Here is a 19,563-nt window from a genome sequence, read left to right on the forward strand (position 1 = left end):
GGATCGGGCCGGGCGACAGGTGTGTCGGACCTACCCGGCGGTGATGACGACCTTGAGCGCCCCGGTCTCGCCGGCGCGCGCGAAGGTGTCGTACGCGGAGGGGAATTCGTCCATCGTGAAGCGGTGGGTGATCATCGCGGCAGGGTCGAGGCGCCCGCTGGCCACCAGGTCGATGAGCCGGGGTGTGGAGTAGGTGTCGACCAGGCCGGTGGTGATGGTCAGGTCCCGGATCCAGATCTTCTCGAGGTGCAGGGTGGCGGGCTTGCCGTGCACGCCGATATTGGCGACGTGACCGCCCGGGCGAACGAGGTCGACTGCGGTTTCGAACGTTTCGGGGATGCCGACCGCCTCGATGGTGACGTCCGCGCCGAGGCCGCCGGTCAGCCGTGCGATCACGTCGGCCGGATTGTCGCGGCCGCTGTTGACGATGACGTCCGCGCCCAGTTTCGCGGCGGCGTCGAGTCGGCTGTCGGCCAGGTCGATGGCCACGATGTGGCCGGGGCTGTAGAGCCGGGAGGTGACGATCGCGGCCAGCCCGATCGGACCCGCGCCGATGATCGCCACGGTATCGCCCGGCCGCACGGCGCCGTTGAGGACGCCGACCTCGTAGCTGGTGGGCAGAATGTCGGCGAGCATGAGCATCTGCTCGTCGGAGATGCCCTGGGGGATCGGATAGGTCGAGGTATCGGCGAAGGGGACGCGCACCATTTCCGCCTGCGTGCCGTCGATGAGATGGCCGAGGACCCAGCCACCACCGCCGAGGCACTGCCCGTAGCGGCCCTCCCGGCAGAATCGGCATGCGCCGCAAGCGCTGATGCAGGAGATCAGGACCCGCTCGCCGACCTTGCCGGTGTGCACTCCGGTGCCCACCTCGACGATGGTGCCCACGGCTTCGTGACCGAGAATCCGGCCGGGCGCGAACTCGGGAACGTCACCCTCGAGAATGTGCAGATCGGTGCCGCAGATCGTCACCGCCTCGACGCGGATGATCGCATCGGTCGGTTGCGTGATGATCGGATCGGGAACCTCATCCCAGGATTTCTGCCCGGGTCCATGAAAAACCATTGCTCGCATGGGAATACCTCCTGTGCGCGGACATCTCGACCGGCCTACCGGTCCGGTGCTGCCGCAGTGCGTGATCGGCGGCCGTGCGTATCGGTCGCGGCGTCGAGGGAATCGGCGAAGTCGATGAGCTGGTGGACCTGTTCGCCGTGCCGGCGCAGGAAGTCCTCGCGGGCGCGGCCGCGGCGGAAGGTGAGGAAGGAGCGGCCGGTCTCGAGCTGCCAGGTGTACCAGAACAGGTAGGGGATGGTGAGGACGAAATTGGCTATGCCCCAGACGATCCAGACATCGTTGTTGAACCACCCGTCCGACGGCATCACCTTCGGGAAGATGTTGTAGATCGCGATCACCAGCATGAGCACGGGCAGCGTGTAGATGCGCGCCATGATGTAGAGCTCTGGGCGGCGCTTGACCAGCGGATAGATCTCCGCGACCGCGAGAATGCAGATGCTGGCGGCGAAATGCTCTTCCTGCGGGGGATATCCGCCGAAGGTGAAGCACAGATTCCAGGTGGTGTAGAGGAAGTTCCACGCCATCGTCGTGTAGGCGACGAGTTCGGCGTTGCGGCCGGGCAGCACTTCCCAGAAGCGCGGGCAGTAGGGGATCGTGAGGCACAGTCCGAGCCCGACCGCGGCGTTCCAGTAGTTGCCGATCTGGGCGTCGCGCAGGGTGGCCTCGGCGATGTTGAGGAACAGGATCGCGTACGGGAACCACAGGAATCGCGGGTTGCGCAGGATCTCCCACACCCGTCCGGGGCGTTGCTCGGCCACGGAGATCCGCATCGCGCCGACCAGGGTGAGCGGGATCAGCACCGACAGGATCTTGGCCCAGGAGAACCAGTTGATCAGGCCGATGTCGCGGCCGGGCCCCCAGATCCAGAGCGGGAACGTCAGCAGCGACAGTCCCCATACCCACATCGCGGGTCGTGGATGGGTGCGCATGTAGTCGACGATGAGCCACAGCACGCCGCAGAACACCAGCATCGAAACCGCCGTCACCCACGTGAAGGGGGCCGGATTCCCGGACACCGCCTGCGACGCGGCGCTGATCATGGTGGATACCGCCTTTCACTTACTGCGGAGGAGAGCGATCGGGCAACCGACGAGCAGGCTGATTCCGCCCATCTCGAGCCGACCGCGTGGGCAGCCGCGGACGGCGCGCCGTGCGGCCGGGGAGCGGCGCCGCGCTCGCCTGTGTCAGCCCTGTTCGATCGTGAGGATGTCGGCCAGCGGGCGCCGGGGAGTCGGCGGCAGGGGCGGTTCCCCGGCAGGCACGGTGCCGATCCGGACGACGAGCTGCGGTGTGCCGGGATGCCGCAGCAGGTTGGTGAGAATGTTTCGGGCCGTGGGTAATTCGGTGATGTGGGTGAGCGCGCAAGTCGCCAGCCCGGCCACCGTGCATTCGAGCAGGACCGCCGACAGGGCCTCGCCCGTCGCCAGCCACTCGGGTAAGGAATCACCCTCCGAGCTGAGCATGACCATCCCGGCGTGGTCGTCGGTCTCCGCGCGCCGCATGGAGTGCGGCGCGGATGGGAAGACCCGGCCCACCCGGACCCGGGCGAACTCCGCGTCCGAGACCAGCGCCGCCGACGGAACCCCCTCGGGAACCCCGGAATGCCCAGCCCACCAGCCGATCTCGGCCTGATACATCATGTCGTGCCGGCGCAGCGCAGCGGTCTGCTGGGACACCGCGGCCAGCCTGGCCTGTACCGCGTCGTCGAGCGTGTCCAGCTCCAGGTAGTACGGCGAGACCAGCATTCGCAGCCTCCGCTGGAGGTCTTCCCAGTCCCCGGGCGCGCCCAGCGGCAGCCGGTCGGTGCGACGGTCTTCGATGGCCCCCGCGCGGGCCACCAAACCCGATGGGGGATCGGGCCAGGGCCGGAAGCTGATCTCGGCCAGGCGGCCGGGATCCAGTGGGTCCGGGACCCGGGTGGTGTCGGTGTGCCAGCCCTGCGCGCCGAACGCGGTGCGGACATGGTGGAGCATGCCGCCGCAGCTGATCACCTGCTGGCGGCCGTGCGGGTCCGCGGCGGTGAGCAGCCGGTCGGGATCGGTGCGAAGATGCAGCCGCGCGCCGTCGAAGCGCCAATGCCAGGGCTGGGTGTTGTGCACGGAGGGCGCGCGCGAAGCCAGCAGCATCGCGGCCCTCAGCGTGCGGTGGTCGGGTACGGCGAGCGGGGTGGCGTTCATTGCGGTCATACTTCGAGTGTTCGCGTCGGCCAGTCCGGAACATACGGGCTTTCCGCCTGCTGACCAGGGACGTTGGTCACCAGGGCGAGTGCCGGCGCGGTGCGTTCGGCCCGCTCCTTGATGCCCCGCAGCATCTTGGCCTCCATGATGAGACTGCCGGGCTCCATGATCAGCATGTAGAAGAGCCGTTGCAGCAGACCGGCATCCGGTAGCGCGATGCGGTTGCGGCTGATCAACCGGGTGCCCTCGGCGGTCGGGCAGAGGCCGAACGCCCACACCCAGCGGTGGTCGGTCGAGGCCAGCACGAAGGCATGCGGACGGTCCAGCACAGCCACCCGCATCGCGGGACCGGACTTGCCCATCGGCAGCACATCGTCCACCGCGAGCTGCTGATACTCCGGCAGGATCTGGTCGGCGCTGTGCATGTCCAGGCCGAGCAGGTTCTCGATCCAGTCGTAGGTGTAGGCGCCGGCCCGGCCCGGTCCCATCTGAACCAGCCACGGCCAGATCTGCTCCGGCGTGGCGGCGACGGTGATCGCACGCGTGGTGACGGTGCCGGCTTCGGCCAGCAGTTCGTCACCGGGCATCGTCCGCCCGACCTCCTCGGCGGTCGAGCCCCAGGTCACGCACTTGGTGCGTGCGAAGAGCCGGTATCCGGCCGCCAGCCCGGTGAGGGCCGAGGCCACGCCGATCACGGTCGCCAATGGTGTCTTCACTGTTCTTCCTCTCGGTGGGACGTCGATGTCGATCCTCGGCCGCGCCGCGGGATTTCCGCAGGGACCGATGGCCCGACATCCGCCCTCGGAACCGGTGACTTTCGGCCGTCTCGCCGCAGCTCGCCCGCGCGGGATGCTGTGAACGAACAGTGGATTCGCACGGATCGGAGGACAGGCAATGACGGAGTTCGTGGACCGGAGCGCGCTCGTCACCGGCGGTGCGCGGGGAATCGGCGCGGCGGTGGTCGCGGAACTGGTGAAGGCGGGCTTCGGCGTCGTCATCGCGGACCTGCGCACCGACGCCGGGACGAAGCTCGCCGAAATCCATGGGCCGCAAGCACGATTCCATCATCTCGACGTCACCGACGAGGAGGAGTGGCAGCGGGTGCTGGAGAAGACCGAGCGAGAATTCGGTCCGCTGGGCGCACTGGTGAACACCGCCGAGATCCTCGACCTCGGCACCGTAGAGTCCGAGTCGCCCGCCCTGTTCCGGCACGTGCTGGACGTCAACCTCTACGGGCCCTGGCTCGGGATGCGGCTGGCCGCGCCGCGCCTGCGTGCCGCGGGCGGTGGCACGATCGTCAATATCTCCTCGACCGCCGGCCTGGTGGGCTACCCGGGCATCAGCGGATACGTCGCCAGCAAGTGGGGACTGCGCGGATTGACCAAAGCCGCGGCGCTGGAACTGGGTTCGTCCGGCATTCGCGTGTGCTCGGTGCACCCCGGGCTGATCCATACGGCGATGACCACCGGCCTGGACGAGTCGATCGCCGCCACCCAGCCGCTGGCGCGATTCGGCGAACCGGAGGAGGTCGCGGCCATGGTGCGGTTCCTCGTCACGGAGGCGACTTTCTCTACCGGGTCGGAATTCGTGGTCGACGGCGGCGCGACCAGCGGTCAGGCCGGGCTGATCGAAACGTCTGGTGCAGACCAGCGGTAATGGCGACACGAAAGAACTGGAGGCATCGCCATGATGTATTGGTACGGCCACGACATGAGTGGCTGGGGCTACGCCTGGATGGGCGTGGGCATGTTGGTCTTCTGGGCCCTGCTCATCGTCGGGATCGCGCTCGCGGTCCGGTTCGCGGTATCCGACCCGGGCCGCTCGGGCCGCTATGAATCCCCGTCGCCGCAGGAACTGCTGGCCCAGCGTTTCGCGCGCGGCGAGATCGACGAGACCGAATACACCAATCGCCTTGCCGCACTGCGGGCCTCGGGCGCGCGGCAGTAGAACGACGGGAGTGCGAGCATGTCGAAGATCTCCGAAACCCCTGGCGGGCAATTGAATCCGCCGGTCGTCGTGGCAACCGACGGATCGGCCGTCTCGAACCTCGCCGTGGCCTGGGCGGCTGTCGATGCGGCACTGCACGCCTCGCCGCTCGAGATCGTCACCTCGATGGCGGTCCCCGGCGGATGGGGGCCCGGTGCGATGCTGACAAATACCGACACCGATTGGCTCCGCCTCGATGGCGAACGGGTGGTCACCGAAGCGAGTCGCGTGGCGCGCTCCGCGGCCGTCGGCGACGGCCTGTCCATCCGCACCGATATCACCTTCGACACGGCGATTCCGTCTCTGATCGAACGGTCGCGGCACGCGCGCCTGCTGGTGGTGGGCAGCCGCGGGCACGGCGCGATCCGGCGCGGCCTGCTCGGATCGGTCAGTACCGCGGTGACACGGCATGCCCACTGCCCGATCGCGATCGTGCATTCGACAGCGGCGATCGACCCGGTGTCAGCGGAGAAGCCGGTGCTCGTCGGCGTCGATGGCACACCCAACAGCGTGCCTGCCCTGACGCTGGCTTTCGAGGAGGCATCCCGTCGCAAGGTCGGGCTCGACGCGCTGCACGCCTGGAGCGACACCAACCGTGACGGCCTGCCGCTGCCAGGGTGGGACGCCGTCCGCGACCGCGAAACCGAACTGCTCGCCGAACGGCTCGCCGGATTCGGGGAGCGCTATCCGGACGTCCAGGTCCGCCGGATCCTGGTCCGCGACCGCCCGATCCAGTCCCTGCTGGATGCGGCGGAGAACGCCCAGCTGTTGGTGGTCGGCAGTCATGGACGCGGCGGTTTCGCCGGCATGGTGCTCGGCTCGACCAGCAACGCGCTGCTGCACAGCGTGGAATGCCCGATGATCGTGGTGCCGACCCGCTGACCGGGCCGACATGGTCTCGGCGTAGTGGTACCTGCAGTACCGCCCCCGACAAGGGGGTGCGTGCTGCTCGTTGATTGCATGTTTTCTAAACTAATAACCTAGTTTATTAGTGAAGGAGGATATTGCCATGGACGATCAGACCACTGCGGAGCGGCCGGCAGCAGTACTGGAGCAACCGATAGCGTTGAAATCGGCTCTGGTGCAAGAACTGTGAGCGTGCGGGCACTGTTGCCGGTCTGGTCGGACTGGCGTGCGGGCGTGCGTGCTCCGGGCGCGGATCTGCTGTCCGGGCTGATCGTCGCCCTGGTCGCGCTGCCGTTGGCGCTGGGCTTCGGGATCTCCTCGGGCCTCGGCGCGGCCGCCGGCCTGGCGACCGCGGTGATCGCGGGCGCGGTTGCGGCGGTCTTCGGCGGATCGCGGTTCCAGGTGTCGGGGCCCACGGGGGCGATGACCGTGGTGTTGGTGCCGATCTTCCATCAGCATGGTGCGAGCGGGGTGCTGGCCGTGGGGCTGCTGGCCGGGCTCGTGCTGGTGGTGCTCGCGGTCGCCGGGGTCGGGCGTGCGGTGCGCTACATGCCCGCCCCGGTGATCGAGGGCTTCACCGCCGGTATCGCGGTGGTCATTGCGCTGCAACAGGTCCCGGCCGCGCTCGGTATCGCGCACGCGCACGGGGACAAGGTGTGGCAGGCCGCCGCTGACGCCGTGCGCCAGTACCTGGGCCATCTCGACCCGCTGCCGATCGCCACCGCCCTGCTGGTGGCAGCGCTCATGCTGGTCGGTGGCCGGTATCTGCCCCGCTGGCCGTTCGCGCTGCTGGCCGTGGCGCTGGCGACCGCGGCGGTGGCGGTGTTCGATCTGCCGTTGGAGCGGATCGGCGCCATCCCGTCGGGATTGCAGGCCCCCGGCCTCGGTTTCCTTCATGCCGATCAGCTGGGTTCGCTGCTGGCGCCAGCGTTGGCGGTAGCCGCGCTGGCGGCATTGGAGTCGCTGCTGTCGGCCACGGCCGCCGATGCAATGGCCGTGGGGACACGCCACAACTCCGACCGCGAGCTGTTCGGTCAGGGCCTGGCCAATATCGCCGCACCGCTGTTCGGAGGTGTCCCGGCCACCGGCGCGATCGCGCGCACCGCGGTGAACGTCCGCTCGGGCGGTCGCACCCGGCTGGCCGCGCTCACCCACGCGATCGTGTTGGCGGCCATCGTCTTCCTGGCAGCCCCGCTGGTCGGGCAGATTCCCCTCGCCGCGCTGGCGGGGGTGCTGCTGGCGACCACGGTGCGGATGGTCGAGACGGCGTCGCTGGCGGCGATCGCCCGCGCTTCGAAGGGAGACGCGGCGATCATGGGCGTCACGTTCCTTGTCACCGTCGCCGCCGATCTGGTGACCGCGGTGGCGGTGGGTGTGGGGATCGCGGTGGTGCTCGCCTTGCGCGCAGTCGCGAAAGAGGCTCGCCTACAACAGATTCCGCTGGACGAGGGAGATCATCTGGCCGAGGAGCACGACCTGCTCGACGAACACATCGTCGCCTATCGGCTCGACGGGCCGCTGTTCTTCGCCGGCGCGCACCGATTCCTGCTGGAGCTGGCCGAGGTATCGGATGTGCATGTGGTGATCCTGCGCATGTCGCACGTCACCGCGCTGGACACCACCGGTGCGCTGGTGCTCAAGGATGCGATCGGCAAACTCGAACACCGCCACATCGTCGTGCTCATGTCCGGGCTTCGCCCCGATCACCAGCGCCGTCTCACCGCGATCGGGGCCCTGCCCGCGGGCGGCGCCGCGCACCTGTTCACCCACACGCCCGATGCCATCACCTGTGCGCGGAAGCTGGCGCCCGCGGTGGTCGGGGACGGTCACGTAGCGGGCGCCTGACATCCCTGGTCCGCGCTGTTCAGTGCGTGTTGGTGGAGGGGCGGGCGGGGAGCCCCAGGGCGGAGCGGTTGCAGGCCAGGGCGAGGTCGGTAGCGGTCACCAGGCCGGTGAGGCGGCCGGTGGGGTCGGTGACGGCGACGGCATCGAGGTTGGGGCGCAGGACGATTCGGGAGATGACGTCGGCGAGCAGATCGTCGGAGTGAGCGATGGCGGCCGGGGGGAGCGGGCGGGCGAGGTCAGCGACCCGCAGGCCGGGGTGCGGACCTGCGCGGGTGCGCAGGAGATCGGCCCAGGCGAGGACGGCGTTCGGGTGGCCGTTCTGGTCGACGACCGGGAAGAGGTGGTGGTGGGTGTAGACGAGGTCGGATCGGAGGAGCTGGTCGAGGGTCCATGCGGCGTCGGCCATCCGCGGCGCGGGGGTCATGACATCGCCGATGGTGGTGGCGCCCAGGCGATGTCGCAGGCCCGCCATGGTCAGCTCGCTGTTGGCGGCGCTGTAGAGGAACAAGCCGAGCAGTATCAGCCACAGGCCGCTGAAGTCGCGGAACGCGATGATCTCGGCACTGCCGAGGCCGCCCAGGACCATGCCCAGGACCTGGCCGGTGCGGGCGGCCGTGGTCGCGGCGCGCAGGCGGTCGCCGCTGCGCCACCAGATCACCGCCCGCACGACGCGCCCACCGTCGAGGGGCGCCCCCGGCAGCATATTGAACACGGCGAGAACCACATTCACGGTGGCGAGCCAGACGAGGGTTGCGGTGACCGGGCCGCCGGGGGAGAAGACCGACGACACGGCCGCCGCGCCGTAGGCCAGCACGCCGAGCATCAGACTGGTGGCGGGGCCGACCAGGGCGACTCGTAGGTCGGTCCGGGCATCCTTGGGCTCGTCGGTCAGCTCGGAGGCCCCGCCGAGCAGCCACAGCACGATGCGTTCGACATGAATCCCATTGCGGGTGGCCACGATCGAATGTGCCAGCTCGTGTGCGAGCAGGCAGGCGACCAATCCGAGAGCGCCGGCGATCGCCGCGGCCCAGATGATTCCGGCGCCGGCGGTGCCACGGAGGTAGGCGGCGAGGATCCACGTGAAGAGCCCCACGGTGACGGCCGCCGACCAGTGCGCGGCGACCCGGATGCCGGCGATTCTTCCCAGTGGGACCGTGGATCGGAGCTGCATGGTGTCCTCGTCTGTCGTGCCGGTCGGATCAGTGCTCGGCCCCGGTCAGCCCCTGAGCGAGCAGGATGCGATGGGCCTGCTGCGCGGCCGAGAATCCGCCGTGCTCGTCCGGTCCGGCGTCGGCGGGATACTCGAGGCCACGCACGAGCGCGGTGACGGCCTCGGTGAGCGCGGTCAGGCGTCGTTCGATGTCATCGGTCTGCATCGGGCCCGGCTGTGTGGGGACCGCCGCGCCCCCGTAGACCGCCGCCAGGTCGGTGCCGAGCAGGAGGAAGCGCAGCGCCGCCGGCAGCTGCGCCAGCACATGGTCGAGCTGACCGGGAGAGAAGAGGTCCGCGAGGGCATCGGTCACTACCCCCACCAGCGGCACGGCCTCCTCGGAAGTGACGCCCGCGGCATGGGCGAACTGGGCGAGGAATGACGGCACATCGCGCGGGACCGGCACGTGGGCCGGTATCCAGCCCTCGTAGAACGTGCCGCGGAGCAGCTCGGGCAACTGGGCGCTGAGATGCGCGGCGGCATTGACGCCCAAGCGGTCGCGCACGGTGTGCAACCATGCGCGCAGGGCGCGATGGGCGAGGAAGCGATCCTCGGTGCCCATCGCGTCGGCCACGGCCGCCAGCCATTCGTGGGCGGTGTGCACGCTCCGCGCGAACGGATCGGTGTGATGGCTCATGGGACACGTCCTTTCGGGAGATGAGAACGCACTGAGCTGACAGGTCTGGTTCCACCCGCGCAATGCCTGGGCGATGGTGGCATCCATCGAGGTGGTGGTATCCACGGTAGTCGCGTCCGGCCACGGAGAGCTGGTCGTGGCCAGTGCATGCGCGATTTCGGGCGTGGCCTCGGAATCACCGGCGCGGCGCGTGCGGATGCGCGTGTCGGACGTCCGGGGCGGGCACTCACAGCGCAGCGAGATCAGCTCGGCGTGGGCGCCCGCCGCGAGCGCCTGGGCGCGGGCCCGTTCAGCGGCATCGATCCAGGAGGCGTCGAGTATCACCGAGATGCCGAGCCCGAGCCGCTGCCGTGCCATTTCCAGCATGTGGGTGTACACCAGTGATCTCGCATCGGGCCGGTAGGCCCCGGCGTCGAAGACGCCCCTCGCACCGGTGATCGCTCCCGAGGCGCGGAGCCGGGCCCGCACGGTGTCGCTCGAGATCACCTCGGCGCCGGTGACCTGTGCGAGACGGGTTGCGACAGTGGACTTTCCGGTCCCAGGCAGGCCGCCGACCAGAGCCAGCCGCACCGCGCCGGCCTCCAGGTGCCGTACCGCGAGGTCCAGGTGCCGGATCGCGTGACCGACGAACTGCTCGTCGCCCTGTGCGGCCCGGATATGGTTCGTCTTGGCCCGCACCATGGCCCGGTAGGCGATGTAGTGGTGGCGCAGTGAGGCCGGCGGCGAATCCCCGGCCGCGCGCAGGTAATCGGTGAGAAAGTCCTCGGCGAGCTGCGGTCGGCCGAGGAACTCCAGATCCATCGCCAGGAAGGCGGCATCGTCGAGGCCGTCGACAGCGCGGAGGGAATCGTCGAAGTCGAGGCAGTCCAGGATCCGGAAGCCGTCGGGGAGCGCGAAGATGTCTTCGGTCAGCAGATCGCCGTGCCCATCCAGAATCCGGCCGTCCGCAATGCGTTCGGCCAGCAGCGGTGCCCGGCCGTCGAGGAAACGCATGGCCAGCCGCTCGATGCGGTCGACCAGCAGGGGATCGAGCGCGCTGAGCGGATGGGATCGAGGGCCGCGCAACAGGATTCGCCATCGCTGCCGCAGGGCCTGTGCCGTCCCCGCCTGATCGATCGTGCTGCTGCGGACGGCACTGCGATGGAATCGGGCCATCACCGTCGCCAGCTCGGACAGTTCCGCCCGGTCGATCTCGCCGCTGGCGACCAGCCTGCTCAACCGCCGAGATTCCGGCATCCGCCGCATGATCAGCACGGGCTCGCCGGGACCGTCGACCGGACCGGTGAGATGTGCCAGGCCCAGGTACACATCGGGCGCCCAGCGCCGATTCAACTCGAGTTCGCGGCGCAGCGCATGTTCCCTGGCCTCGGTCGTGGCGAAATCGAGGAAGTCGGTGACGATGGGTTTCTTCACCTTGTACGCCCGATCACCGAACAACACGACCAGCCCGGTGTGCGTTTCCCGCAGCTCCGCGGCGCTCGCATTGTGGAGGATCTCGCTGCGCAGGTGCTCGGCAGCCACGGCGCGGTTCGCCGCCCGCTGTCGCATGTCGTCGGGCCGGACGACAGGACGTGACGTGGAGGCGTTCGTGTCCATGCCTCCCACACTCCGCGCTCCGGGCGGGCGGGAACAGAGGACTTCGGTCCCCGCGGTGACGACAACGGTCCCGTCGCCGGCAATCGCCCGCAACTACATCGCCGATCAGCAGCTGCCGGAGCGGTCTGAACGCACGGGTGCGCGGCGTCGCGATCACCGCGGGGCTCCAACCGGCGCTTTCCCGGAGCCGTTCGACACCGCCCGCCCCCCGGTCGGATGGAGACGCGGGCACATGAAGGGGCGTGCTGTTCCCGCTACGACGCTCGGAGGGACTCGATCGCGTGCATCAAACGGGTGCCCTCGGGGTCGGCTGTGGGTGCCGGTAGGACGATGCCGTGGACGAGGCCGGCGTAGCGGTCATGCACGAGGTCCGGCAGGGCGTCGTAGTCGCCGCAGACGATCAGCGCGTCGAGGACGTCGTCGGTGACCACGTCGTGGAGTTGATCCCAGCGTTGCGCTTTCACCAATTCGCGTAGGCGGTCGAACAATTCGGGCATACCGAGGCGTGTGAGCGTCGGCCGGTAGGACGGGGTGGAGTAGAGGAAGGCGAGTAGCCGCCGCTGCCGCTCACGGTCGCGTGCCACCTCGGCTGCCGTGGCGCCCGTGGCGATCGGGACCGCGGCGATGATTCCGGGGGCCTGGCGTGAGCGTTCGGCGGCGCCCGCGTGCACTGCGGGCTGGACGACGTCGCGCAGGTATCCCGGATCGGCGTTGGTGGAGTGCGTGATCACGCCGTCGGCGAGTTGTCCTGCGAGGCGGCACATCCCGGCATTCACCGCACCGAGCAGGATCGGTGGCGGGGCGATGTCGTCGGGGCCGGGGTTGAAGTAGGGCTGCAACCGGGTCAGCCGGTAGCTGTCGCCCTCGAAATGGATCGAATCGCCGGATGCGAACGCGGCGAACAGCTCTCGCAGCACGGTCACGTACTCCCCGATCCGCGCGACGGGTTCGGTCCACGGCATCCCGAAACGGCCTTCGATGTTCTGCTTGATCTGCGTTCCGAGCCCCAGCTCGAAGCGCCCGCCGGAGAATTTCGCGAGATCCCAGGCGTTGTACGCGACCAGCGTCGGGCTCCGGACGAAGGCCAGCGTGATCGCGGTGCGCACGGTGATCCGGCTGGTGTGCTCCGCCGCCAGCAGCGCGACCGCGAACGAATCGTGGATCGTCTCGGGGATGTGAACCCCATCGAATCCCAGCTCCTCCACCCGCCGCGCCACCTGCGGCACCTCGGACAACGGCAGTCGCGGATCCAGGGCTGCATAGACTTTCATCAACCGTCTTCCTCGGCGTCGGTGCATTCTCACCGCAGACGGTAGCGGGCGCACCGCTTCATCGGCCCTCGGGCCGAGCCGTCGAAGTCTCTCGAACGATGCCGACGGCGATGCCACCAAGTGGAACCGCGCCGGTCAGCACCGGCACATACTGTCGCATGAGCGGCACTGTGCGTCATCGATGGAATGCGACTGCCGCGATAGGTTTCTCGATGCCGACACCCCAAACAACACCGCGTCGGCGCGCAAAGGGTTAGCGCCCGCCCGGGCGGCAAATTCTTTCAGGGCGGCCCGGGCGGGCATTCTCTGTCCACGGATGATGATCTCAATCGCTTCGGAATTGACGCCACATGTGGCCTGCGCGAACGGTACTAGTGGCGCATGGGAGAATGTTCGCGTTGAATGCCTCGATCGCTTCACGACACCCAACGCAGACGATGCCGCCTGAACGAATGGGGTGTTTCCCCACTTGGCACCGGTCGGTCCTCAGGCCGGGCTGTTGAAGTGCCCTCGAATGATGCCGGCGGCGAAGGCATCCCATTCACCGGGGGCGAAGACAAGAGCGGGGCCTGTCGGGTTCTTCGAATCGCGAACTCCGACCGTGCCTCCGTTCAGCCAGGCTACTTCGACGCATTCGGTTTGGCCGCTACTGTGGCTGCTCTTGAACCAATGGGCACCGGACAGGTCGATGTTCATGCGGTATGACTCCTTGCTACCCGTCTGAGCAGGTCTCGCGTTGCTGTCTCGTCCAATGCGGTTTCTCTTATGGCCGAGGCGATTTCATGGTAACGCCGTACATCATCGTTGTTCTCCATGTAGATGTCCGGTTTGCCCGCTCCCTCGAGATAGACGAGAGGCGGCTCGATCGGGCGAGATTTGGCATCCTGTCCGAACTCGAGAATGACAAAGGGGCCATGCAGCAGACCGCGGCTACACCCACTCGCGAACGGCTGAACGCGCAGCGAGATGTTCGGCAGCTTGCCGATCTCGGCCATGTGCTGTAGCTGAGCAGCCATGACGCGCGGTCCGCCGATCATGCGGTGCAGTGCCGACTCGTGAAGCAGCAGCTCGAGTTTCACCGGATCGGTCTTGCGAGTGATGATCGTTTGCCGTTTGAGCCGCAACTCGACCCGGCATTCGATGTCTTCCCGGCTGCTTTCGACATAGAACGCGCTGATCAGGGCACGGGCGTAGTCGGCGGTTTGCAGGAGACCCGGAACGATCTCGTGGTAGGTGATCAGACGCTGAGCCGATGCCGCCAGCCCGACAAACATATTGAATGTCGTATCGCTGTAGAGACCGCCGAATGCGGTGTACCAGGAAGTGACCTGCGCTTGCTTGGCAAGTTCGACGGCCCGATCGGTATCGGCGGGAGTGACCTCGTACAGCTCGCACAACGCTCGGATGTCGCGGATGCGAAGCTTTTTCACACCACCGGTCTCGATGCGGTGCAGCGCGGTCTTGCTCAGCTCCACCAGGCGAGCCGCGCGATCCATCGAGAATCCACGGCTGTCGCGGGCCTCGCGCAGGAACCGGCCCAGTTGCCGCCTGGGCAGTGTCGAGGGTTCGTCATCGTTGGTCATGTGTGCATCCTGTGAAATTTCGGAACGGAACACGCGCCATCGCGGAACAGACTGTACGCCGGGCGCGGACCCCGTCCTGGCCAATCGGACCAATCGTGTTCGGAACGTCCGAATTCGCTGTCTCGCCAGGACATCGGTGGTGTCCTGATCGCACGCCCGGCGAGAAATCACACCATCTGGTTCTCCAAATGCCTGGCGCGCCATAGTCGTCCGATGAGCAGGGGGTCGATGATGTCCAGAAACAATCCGTGGTCGGTGCAGGCGATCATCGACCGCATCGAACGTGAGAAGCAGCGAACCGTTGACACAGAGCACGCCGAGGTCGGCGCGGCCGGGTATGCGGTGCGTGGGCTGTGGTCGTGCTACGACGATCCCGGCACATTGACTGCCGGACAGGCGCATACCGCCATGCAGCTGCATCTCGGATGCGGGGTGGACAGCTGCTGGGTGCGGTGGCGGGCGCGGACCGCGCTGGTCGTGGCAGGGCGCATGGTGCTCGATCCGCGTGCGGCACGGGTGCCGGGTGTGCACCGTAGGTCCCTTTTCGCCGTGTTGCGGATGGCGGGTTTCGGGTGTGGCGCACTGTTTTTCGGAGGTCGTCATGCCCTGCGATGACCCCGACCGGATCGAGATCCAAGTCATCCAGGACGTACTCGATACCGTCGAAGCCCGGCTGTGCGACCGCGAACGTCGCGGGTGGCGGTTGACCGCGCCCCGTTCGCTCATCTACGCAGCCGTCCTGCACGCGGTCATCGTCAGCGCCCGTGCCTCTCACCGCCTGCCCGCCACTCTCGACCACGCCGCGGTCCTCGACGCCATCTTCGACGGCACCGAACCGTCGGAACCCGGCGAACGCGGCCGCCCGGTCGAGGACGTGATCGAACGCCACACCGTGAACATGAACTGACTGCCTTCGCCGGGGGCGCAACGACTCGCCGGTCATGGCGGCAGCATGTGTCGACCGTGCGGATTACTCTCTTGCACAGAGGACTTCGTCATTCGAGGAGATGGTTGACACCATGACGATCAGCGAACCCACGAGCGTGGGAACCGACCCCTATCTCACGCCCCGTGCGTCGTCGTCGGCTCTGGTGCTCATCGATGTGCAACGCGACTTCTACGAGGACGACGCCCCGGCGGGGATCGATGGCACCGCCGCAGTGATTCCCGCGATGGCGCAACTCGTGCATCTGTTCCGCCGCCAGGGCAGGCCGATCGTGCACGTTGTGCGGTTGTACCGGCGTGACGGTTCGAATGTGGATCTGGTTCGCCGGCATGCGGTCGAATCGGGTGCGCAGATCGCCGTGCCGGGATCGGAAGGGTCGCAGATCGCGCCTGAATTGCTCCCCGGCGCAGTCGAGTTGGAGCACGAGCGGCTGCTCGCCGGGCAGTCGCAGCAGGTCGGTCCGGCCGAGTATGTGATGTACAAGCCGCGGTGGGGAGCGTTCTACGGCACCGGTTTGGAACAGCATCTGCGCGCGAGCGGGGTCGACACCATCGTGTTCGCCGGATGCAACTTCCCCAACTGCCCCCGCACGTCGATCTATGAAGCCTCTGAGCGTGATTTCCGCACGGTCTTGGTGTCCGATGCGATGTCAGGACTCTACCCGCGGGGTGCGGAGGAATGCCGGGCCATCGGAGTACACGTGCGCACGCTCGCCGACGTGTCGACGTGGCTCACCACGGACTGATCATTCTCTCCAGCCGTCGACGTTGGTGATCGAGACGAAGCTCACGAGGGTGGCCGGCGCAGAATCGGTTCACTTCGTCCTCCCGTCAGGTCTGGTTCGTCCTGGTCCGAACCCGGGTGGGAACGCGCAGCGCCCTACTTACGAGCCTCGATGGGCTGGCCTCCGATGAGCTGTTCGCGATCCCAGCGCACCCGCACGGCACCGGTCCATGTCAGAGCTCCACGGCTCAGCGGTCACAACATGTCCGATCGTGCGGGCGGGCTCGAACCACGACCTACACCACCCTGTATCGACGACCGGATCCGGAAGGCGCACCGTGCCAACCGAATCTAGCCGCACTGTCCGCATCCACCATGGCGCCCGCCACCTTAATACTGCAACCGACACCTGTGTGGGTTGGCGCTGGTAGATCTGTTGTGCGGCGTTGGATCGTGTTGTGGCCGAGTTGGATTCGTTGATTTCGCGGATCGGGGGCCGGTTCGCGCGGTCGGAGCCGCGGGTCCGGGCGCGGGAGTACGTGTCGGGATTGTTGGCGGGGCTGGAACGCAAGAACGGGTGGACGCTGGCCGAGCGTGCCGGTGAGACTGGCCCGCAGGGGATGCAACGACTGCTACGCGCGGCCGATTGGGACGTCGACGCGGTCCGTGACGATGTTGTCGAGCACGACGCGACAACACCAAGCCCGACTCTCCCACTACCGACGCCGCGGCCACCCACTCACCCGAATGTCGTTGCAGTACTGGGCCTGTCGATTCCGACAAGTTTGGCAAGGAAACGGTCCAGCTGTTCGGTGACGGGCGGCCAGGGCAAATCGGGTTCGTTGATACGTTGGGAGAGCATGCCGTTCACGGCAGTCCGCAGATCGATCGCCACGGTGGTCGCATCGTCCGACGGTGCGACGCCAGCGTCCATACATCGCTGCACCGAGTCGATCGTGCGTTGGACCATGACTTCTTTGAACGGCATGCCGAGTCTGCGGTGCACCGTGCTCTCGTGTAGCACCTTGTACAGCCCGGGGTGATCCTCGGCCCAGCCTGCCTGCGCCAGGATGCGGGCGCGCAGACCCGCACCGGGATCGGATTCGGCCGCGTCGGCCGAATCGCCGAGCTGCACGAGTTCTTCGTGGCAACGCAGGGTGGCAGCCAACACAAGGGAATCCCGGTCGGGGAAGTGGAGGTACACCGACGTGGCGGCGATCTTGACTTCACGGGCGACCGCGCGCAGCGAGAGCGCCTGATCGTCGGCCAGCTCGTCAAGCATCCGCACGGCGGTGGTGACGATGTCCTCGCGCAGCAGTTCGCCTTGGCCGCGCGCATTCGGCCGCCGACGGGCGGTGGAGGTAGCTGTGTCGTCCATGATTCGGCCATTGTAACCGGACACTCTTAGCGCTACGGTTATAGCGCTACGTCTGTAGCGCTATGGTTGTTCATTGATAGGAGGGGTCGTGACCCCGAGCAACATCATCGAGGCTGCAAAGCTTGATCTGCGTGCGTTGGACCCGGCATTCGCACAAATGGGTGCTGCCACCGTCGCGCAAGCCGATTCGGTGTCCGAGTTGACCGATCGGGAGAAGGTATTCCTGGAAATCACTGCCGATGTCTGCCAACAAGCGCTCGGGTTACCCTTCGAGCTGCACGTGCGCGCGGGCCTGGAGCGTGGAGTGTCCACCGCCGACATCCGTGCGCTGCTCCGTCTGATCTCCTACGACAGCGGCTATCACGCGGCATTGGGGGCTTTCGAACGGCTGGCTGAGATCGAGGCAGCGCTCGGTCTGCCCCGCCCCGACGTCGCTACGCTCGACGACGAGCTGCTGTCCACCGGACCGGATGCGCCGGCCAGCCCGCTGCCCGAGTCGGTCCGTGCCACGCTGGCGGAGCTGGACCCGCACTTCGCCGAGTTCTTCGACCTGCAGTCCCGCATGCGGCTGCCGTCCGGCCCGGGCACATTGACCGTGCGGGAACGGGCATTCGCGACGATGAGCGTGGACGTGCACTATCAGACGCTGCGGGACACCTTCCGCATCCACATCGAGCGGGCACTGGGCGCGGGCGCGACCCTGTCGGACGTGCGTGGGGTGCTGCGTTACACCGCTCAATTCGGCGCCACCCGAATGTGGCACGCGTGGCAGGCATTTCACGCCCACGCCGCCGAGGCCGGTTGGATCGACCGAGTGCGCTGAGCCGTCCATCGATATCGACGACAAGGAGACAGGTTGACATGAGACACGTTCTGAGACCGTGTCTCATGTCATTGATTTCGCCTTCGCCAGCTTCTGGTATCAGGTGAGTGCGGCGGCGAGGGTCGGAAAGGCGGATCCGCCGCCTGCTCATCGCCTTCGTCCTCACCCGCCACCACCCCGCCGACCACACCTGGGCCTGGTCACGATGGCGACGACGCCGACAACACCAAGCCCGTCTATCCCACTACCGACGCCGCGGCCATCCACTCACCTGAATGTCGTTGCAGTATTGGGTGGCGCACTTGAATCCCCGTGCCTCCGTGCAGATTACCAGCGCTCCCGATGATCGGTGCTGTTTGGAATGGCCTGGAACATCCTTAGCCTCATCGCATTTCGGGTGCTGTGAGGCTTCGGCATCTGAGCGTCCAACGCGCGAACATGTGTTTTCGGCGACCTCGGCCAACGTCGCCTGCCGTTCGAGAACACGCTGCACCGTCGGTAGATCCAGCCCCAACTGCCTCAGGGTGTGAACCAGCTCGAGGCGCTCGATCGCAGCGGCATCGACAGGCGGTACCCGCCCCTCGACCGTGCCACCGGCGGCACTGCTCCGATATCGGACCAGAACCGGATTGTTCTACCCGGCAACCCGGTTCGCTGTGCCAGTTGGCCGACCGTGAAGAGATCGGTGTCCTCGTGCATGGAATCCAACCTGCACCTTCCACCCACTGCCAGGTCGACTCGGTGGGCATCGCACCCGCTCGGGCACGTAACGCCGGCCAGAAACCACACGCCAGACAGCCGGCTCGCTCATCGGCAGCCGGCGATCTGGCACCCGCGGAAAGTCAACGGGCCGAGACTATCTCAGCTTCGGCAACGCATCGTACTGCCGATGCGGCCGGTAGGTGGTCAGTCGGATACCGCCTTGCGCGCGGCCAGTCGCGTCGTGAGCTGGGCGAGCACATGATCGGGAACCAGCCCGGAGACGTCGCCGCCGTGCCCCGCGACCTCTTTGATCAGCGACGAGGACAGGTGGCTGTACTCCGGATCGGAGGCCACGAACAGCGTCTCCACGGTGGACAGCCGGTGGTTCATGAGCGACATCGTGAGTTCGTACTCGTAGTCGCTCACCGCGCGCAGGCCCTTCACCATGGCGCGTGCGCCGTGCTGCACGCAGAAGTCGGCGAGCAACCCGTCGATGGCCTCGACGCGGACGTTCGGATATGCGCCGGTGACGTTGCGGATCATGGCGATCCGTTCCTCGGCGGTGAACAGCGCGCGCTTGCCGACGTTCTTGCCGACGCCGACGATCACCTCGTCGAACAGCATCGCGGCGCGGCCGATGATGTCGAGGTGGCCGTTGGTCACCGGGTCGAAGGAGCCTGGGTAGACCACACGCCGGATGGCTTCG

20 protein-coding genes and 1 pseudogene are annotated in these 19,563 nt (G+C 67.4%); 9 read left to right on the top strand and 12 right to left on the bottom strand.

Annotated features, from left to right (window positions below):
- Positions 1–30: 30 nt before the first annotated feature.
- The 4 genes from ACFXIV_RS22500 to ACFXIV_RS22515 form a co-directional block, all read right to left on the bottom strand.
- A complete protein-coding gene (locus ACFXIV_RS22500) occupies positions 31–1,074 on the bottom strand; it encodes a zinc-dependent alcohol dehydrogenase family protein (RefSeq protein ID WP_379396085.1) in 1,044 nt (347 codons plus the stop codon).
- Positions 1,075–1,109: 35 nt separating this feature from the next.
- Positions 1,110–2,114, bottom strand: a complete 1,005-nt coding sequence (locus ACFXIV_RS22505; protein ID WP_379396083.1) for a hypothetical protein — start codon at positions 2,112–2,114, stop codon at positions 1,110–1,112.
- Between the two features lie 144 nt (positions 2,115–2,258).
- Positions 2,259–3,260, bottom strand: a complete 1,002-nt coding sequence (locus ACFXIV_RS22510; RefSeq protein WP_379396081.1) for an Acg family FMN-binding oxidoreductase — start codon at positions 3,258–3,260, stop codon at positions 2,259–2,261.
- Positions 3,257–3,967 carry an SRPBCC family protein gene (locus tag ACFXIV_RS22515; protein WP_379396079.1) on the bottom strand — a complete coding sequence of 237 codons (711 nt, stop codon included), beginning with the start codon at positions 3,965–3,967 and terminating at the stop codon, positions 3,257–3,259. The genes ACFXIV_RS22510 and ACFXIV_RS22515 overlap by 4 nt, the downstream gene beginning before the upstream one ends.
- Before the next feature lie 178 nt (positions 3,968–4,145).
- Between ACFXIV_RS22515 and ACFXIV_RS22520 the strand changes: the two genes are divergently transcribed.
- From ACFXIV_RS22520 to ACFXIV_RS22535, 4 genes are all read left to right on the top strand, one after another.
- Positions 4,146–4,907 carry an SDR family NAD(P)-dependent oxidoreductase gene (locus ACFXIV_RS22520; RefSeq protein WP_379396077.1) on the top strand — a complete coding sequence of 254 codons (762 nt, stop codon included), beginning with the start codon at positions 4,146–4,148 and terminating at the stop codon, positions 4,905–4,907.
- Between the two features lie 30 nt (positions 4,908–4,937).
- On the top strand, positions 4,938–5,198 hold the full coding sequence (locus ACFXIV_RS22525; protein WP_379396075.1) for an SHOCT domain-containing protein: 261 nt from the start codon (positions 4,938–4,940) through the stop codon (positions 5,196–5,198).
- An 18-nt stretch (positions 5,199–5,216) separates the two neighbouring features.
- On the top strand, positions 5,217–6,119 hold the full coding sequence (locus ACFXIV_RS22530; protein WP_379396074.1) for a universal stress protein: 903 nt from the start codon (positions 5,217–5,219) through the stop codon (positions 6,117–6,119).
- Between the two features lie 210 nt (positions 6,120–6,329).
- Positions 6,330–7,988, top strand: a complete 1,659-nt coding sequence (locus ACFXIV_RS22535) for a SulP family inorganic anion transporter (RefSeq protein WP_379396072.1) — start codon at positions 6,330–6,332, stop codon at positions 7,986–7,988.
- 19 nt (positions 7,989–8,007) lie between these two features.
- On the opposite strand, the gene ACFXIV_RS22540 is transcribed toward ACFXIV_RS22535, so the two are convergent.
- From ACFXIV_RS22540 to ACFXIV_RS22560, 5 genes are all read right to left on the bottom strand, one after another.
- Positions 8,008–9,159: a site-2 protease family protein gene (locus tag ACFXIV_RS22540; RefSeq protein WP_379396070.1), complete on the bottom strand. Its 1,152-nt coding sequence runs from the start codon at positions 9,157–9,159 to the stop codon at positions 8,008–8,010.
- Positions 9,160–9,187: 28 nt separating this feature from the next.
- The gene (locus ACFXIV_RS22545) at positions 9,188–11,431 is read right to left on the bottom strand and encodes a DUF2267 domain-containing protein (protein ID WP_379396068.1); all 2,244 of its coding nucleotides are present in this window, start codon (positions 11,429–11,431) and stop codon (positions 9,188–9,190) included.
- A 254-nt stretch (positions 11,432–11,685) separates the two neighbouring features.
- Positions 11,686–12,702, bottom strand: coding sequence for a TIGR03617 family F420-dependent LLM class oxidoreductase (locus ACFXIV_RS22550; RefSeq protein WP_379396066.1), 1,017 nt, complete (start codon positions 12,700–12,702; stop codon positions 11,686–11,688).
- A gap of 486 nt (positions 12,703–13,188) precedes the next feature.
- On the bottom strand, positions 13,189–13,398 hold the full coding sequence (locus ACFXIV_RS22555; RefSeq protein WP_379396064.1) for a DUF397 domain-containing protein: 210 nt from the start codon (positions 13,396–13,398) through the stop codon (positions 13,189–13,191).
- Complete coding sequence (locus ACFXIV_RS22560; protein ID WP_379396062.1) at positions 13,395–14,285, bottom strand: helix-turn-helix domain-containing protein; 891 nt, start codon at positions 14,283–14,285, stop codon at positions 13,395–13,397. The genes ACFXIV_RS22555 and ACFXIV_RS22560 overlap by 4 nt, the downstream gene beginning before the upstream one ends.
- Positions 14,286–14,516: 231 nt before the next feature.
- Between ACFXIV_RS22560 and ACFXIV_RS22565 the strand changes: the two genes are divergently transcribed.
- The 4 genes and pseudogenes from ACFXIV_RS22565 to ACFXIV_RS22580 form a co-directional block, all read left to right on the top strand.
- Positions 14,517–14,900 (top strand): hypothetical protein, encoded by a 384-nt coding sequence (locus tag ACFXIV_RS22565; RefSeq protein WP_379421320.1) that lies wholly within the window; start codon positions 14,517–14,519, stop codon positions 14,898–14,900.
- Positions 14,887–15,192, top strand: coding sequence for a hypothetical protein (locus tag ACFXIV_RS22570; protein WP_379396058.1), 306 nt, complete (start codon positions 14,887–14,889; stop codon positions 15,190–15,192). Before ACFXIV_RS22565 ends, ACFXIV_RS22570 begins: the two co-directional genes overlap by 14 nt.
- Before the next feature lie 112 nt (positions 15,193–15,304).
- On the top strand, positions 15,305–15,976 hold the full coding sequence (locus ACFXIV_RS22575; protein WP_379396056.1) for a cysteine hydrolase family protein: 672 nt from the start codon (positions 15,305–15,307) through the stop codon (positions 15,974–15,976).
- 424 nt (positions 15,977–16,400) lie between these two features.
- A pseudogene (locus ACFXIV_RS22580) lies at positions 16,401–16,640 on the top strand (IS701 family transposase); the annotation flags it as partial.
- A gap of 53 nt (positions 16,641–16,693) precedes the next feature.
- Here ACFXIV_RS22580 and ACFXIV_RS22585 read toward each other — a convergent pair.
- Positions 16,694–17,332 (bottom strand): TetR/AcrR family transcriptional regulator, encoded by a 639-nt coding sequence (locus ACFXIV_RS22585; protein WP_379396055.1) that lies wholly within the window; start codon positions 17,330–17,332, stop codon positions 16,694–16,696.
- A gap of 88 nt (positions 17,333–17,420) precedes the next feature.
- On the opposite strand from ACFXIV_RS22585, the gene ACFXIV_RS22590 reads away from it, so the two are divergent.
- Positions 17,421–18,155, top strand: a complete 735-nt coding sequence (locus ACFXIV_RS22590) for a carboxymuconolactone decarboxylase (protein WP_379396053.1) — start codon at positions 17,421–17,423, stop codon at positions 18,153–18,155.
- Positions 18,156–18,674: 519 nt separating this feature from the next.
- On the opposite strand, the gene ACFXIV_RS22595 is transcribed toward ACFXIV_RS22590, so the two are convergent.
- Together ACFXIV_RS22595 and coaD are read right to left on the bottom strand one after the other, a co-directional pair.
- Complete coding sequence (locus tag ACFXIV_RS22595) at positions 18,675–18,854, bottom strand: MerR family DNA-binding transcriptional regulator (RefSeq protein WP_379396051.1); 180 nt, start codon at positions 18,852–18,854, stop codon at positions 18,675–18,677.
- Between the two features lie 207 nt (positions 18,855–19,061).
- The gene (coaD, locus tag ACFXIV_RS22600) at positions 19,062–19,556 is read right to left on the bottom strand and encodes a pantetheine-phosphate adenylyltransferase (RefSeq protein WP_379396465.1); all 495 of its coding nucleotides are present in this window, start codon (positions 19,554–19,556) and stop codon (positions 19,062–19,064) included.
- Positions 19,557–19,563 lie beyond the last annotated feature (7 nt).

This window comes from Nocardia sp. NPDC059236 (assembly GCF_042754085.1).
In the GTDB taxonomy this organism is placed as follows: Bacteria; Actinomycetota; Actinomycetes; order Mycobacteriales; family Mycobacteriaceae; genus Nocardia.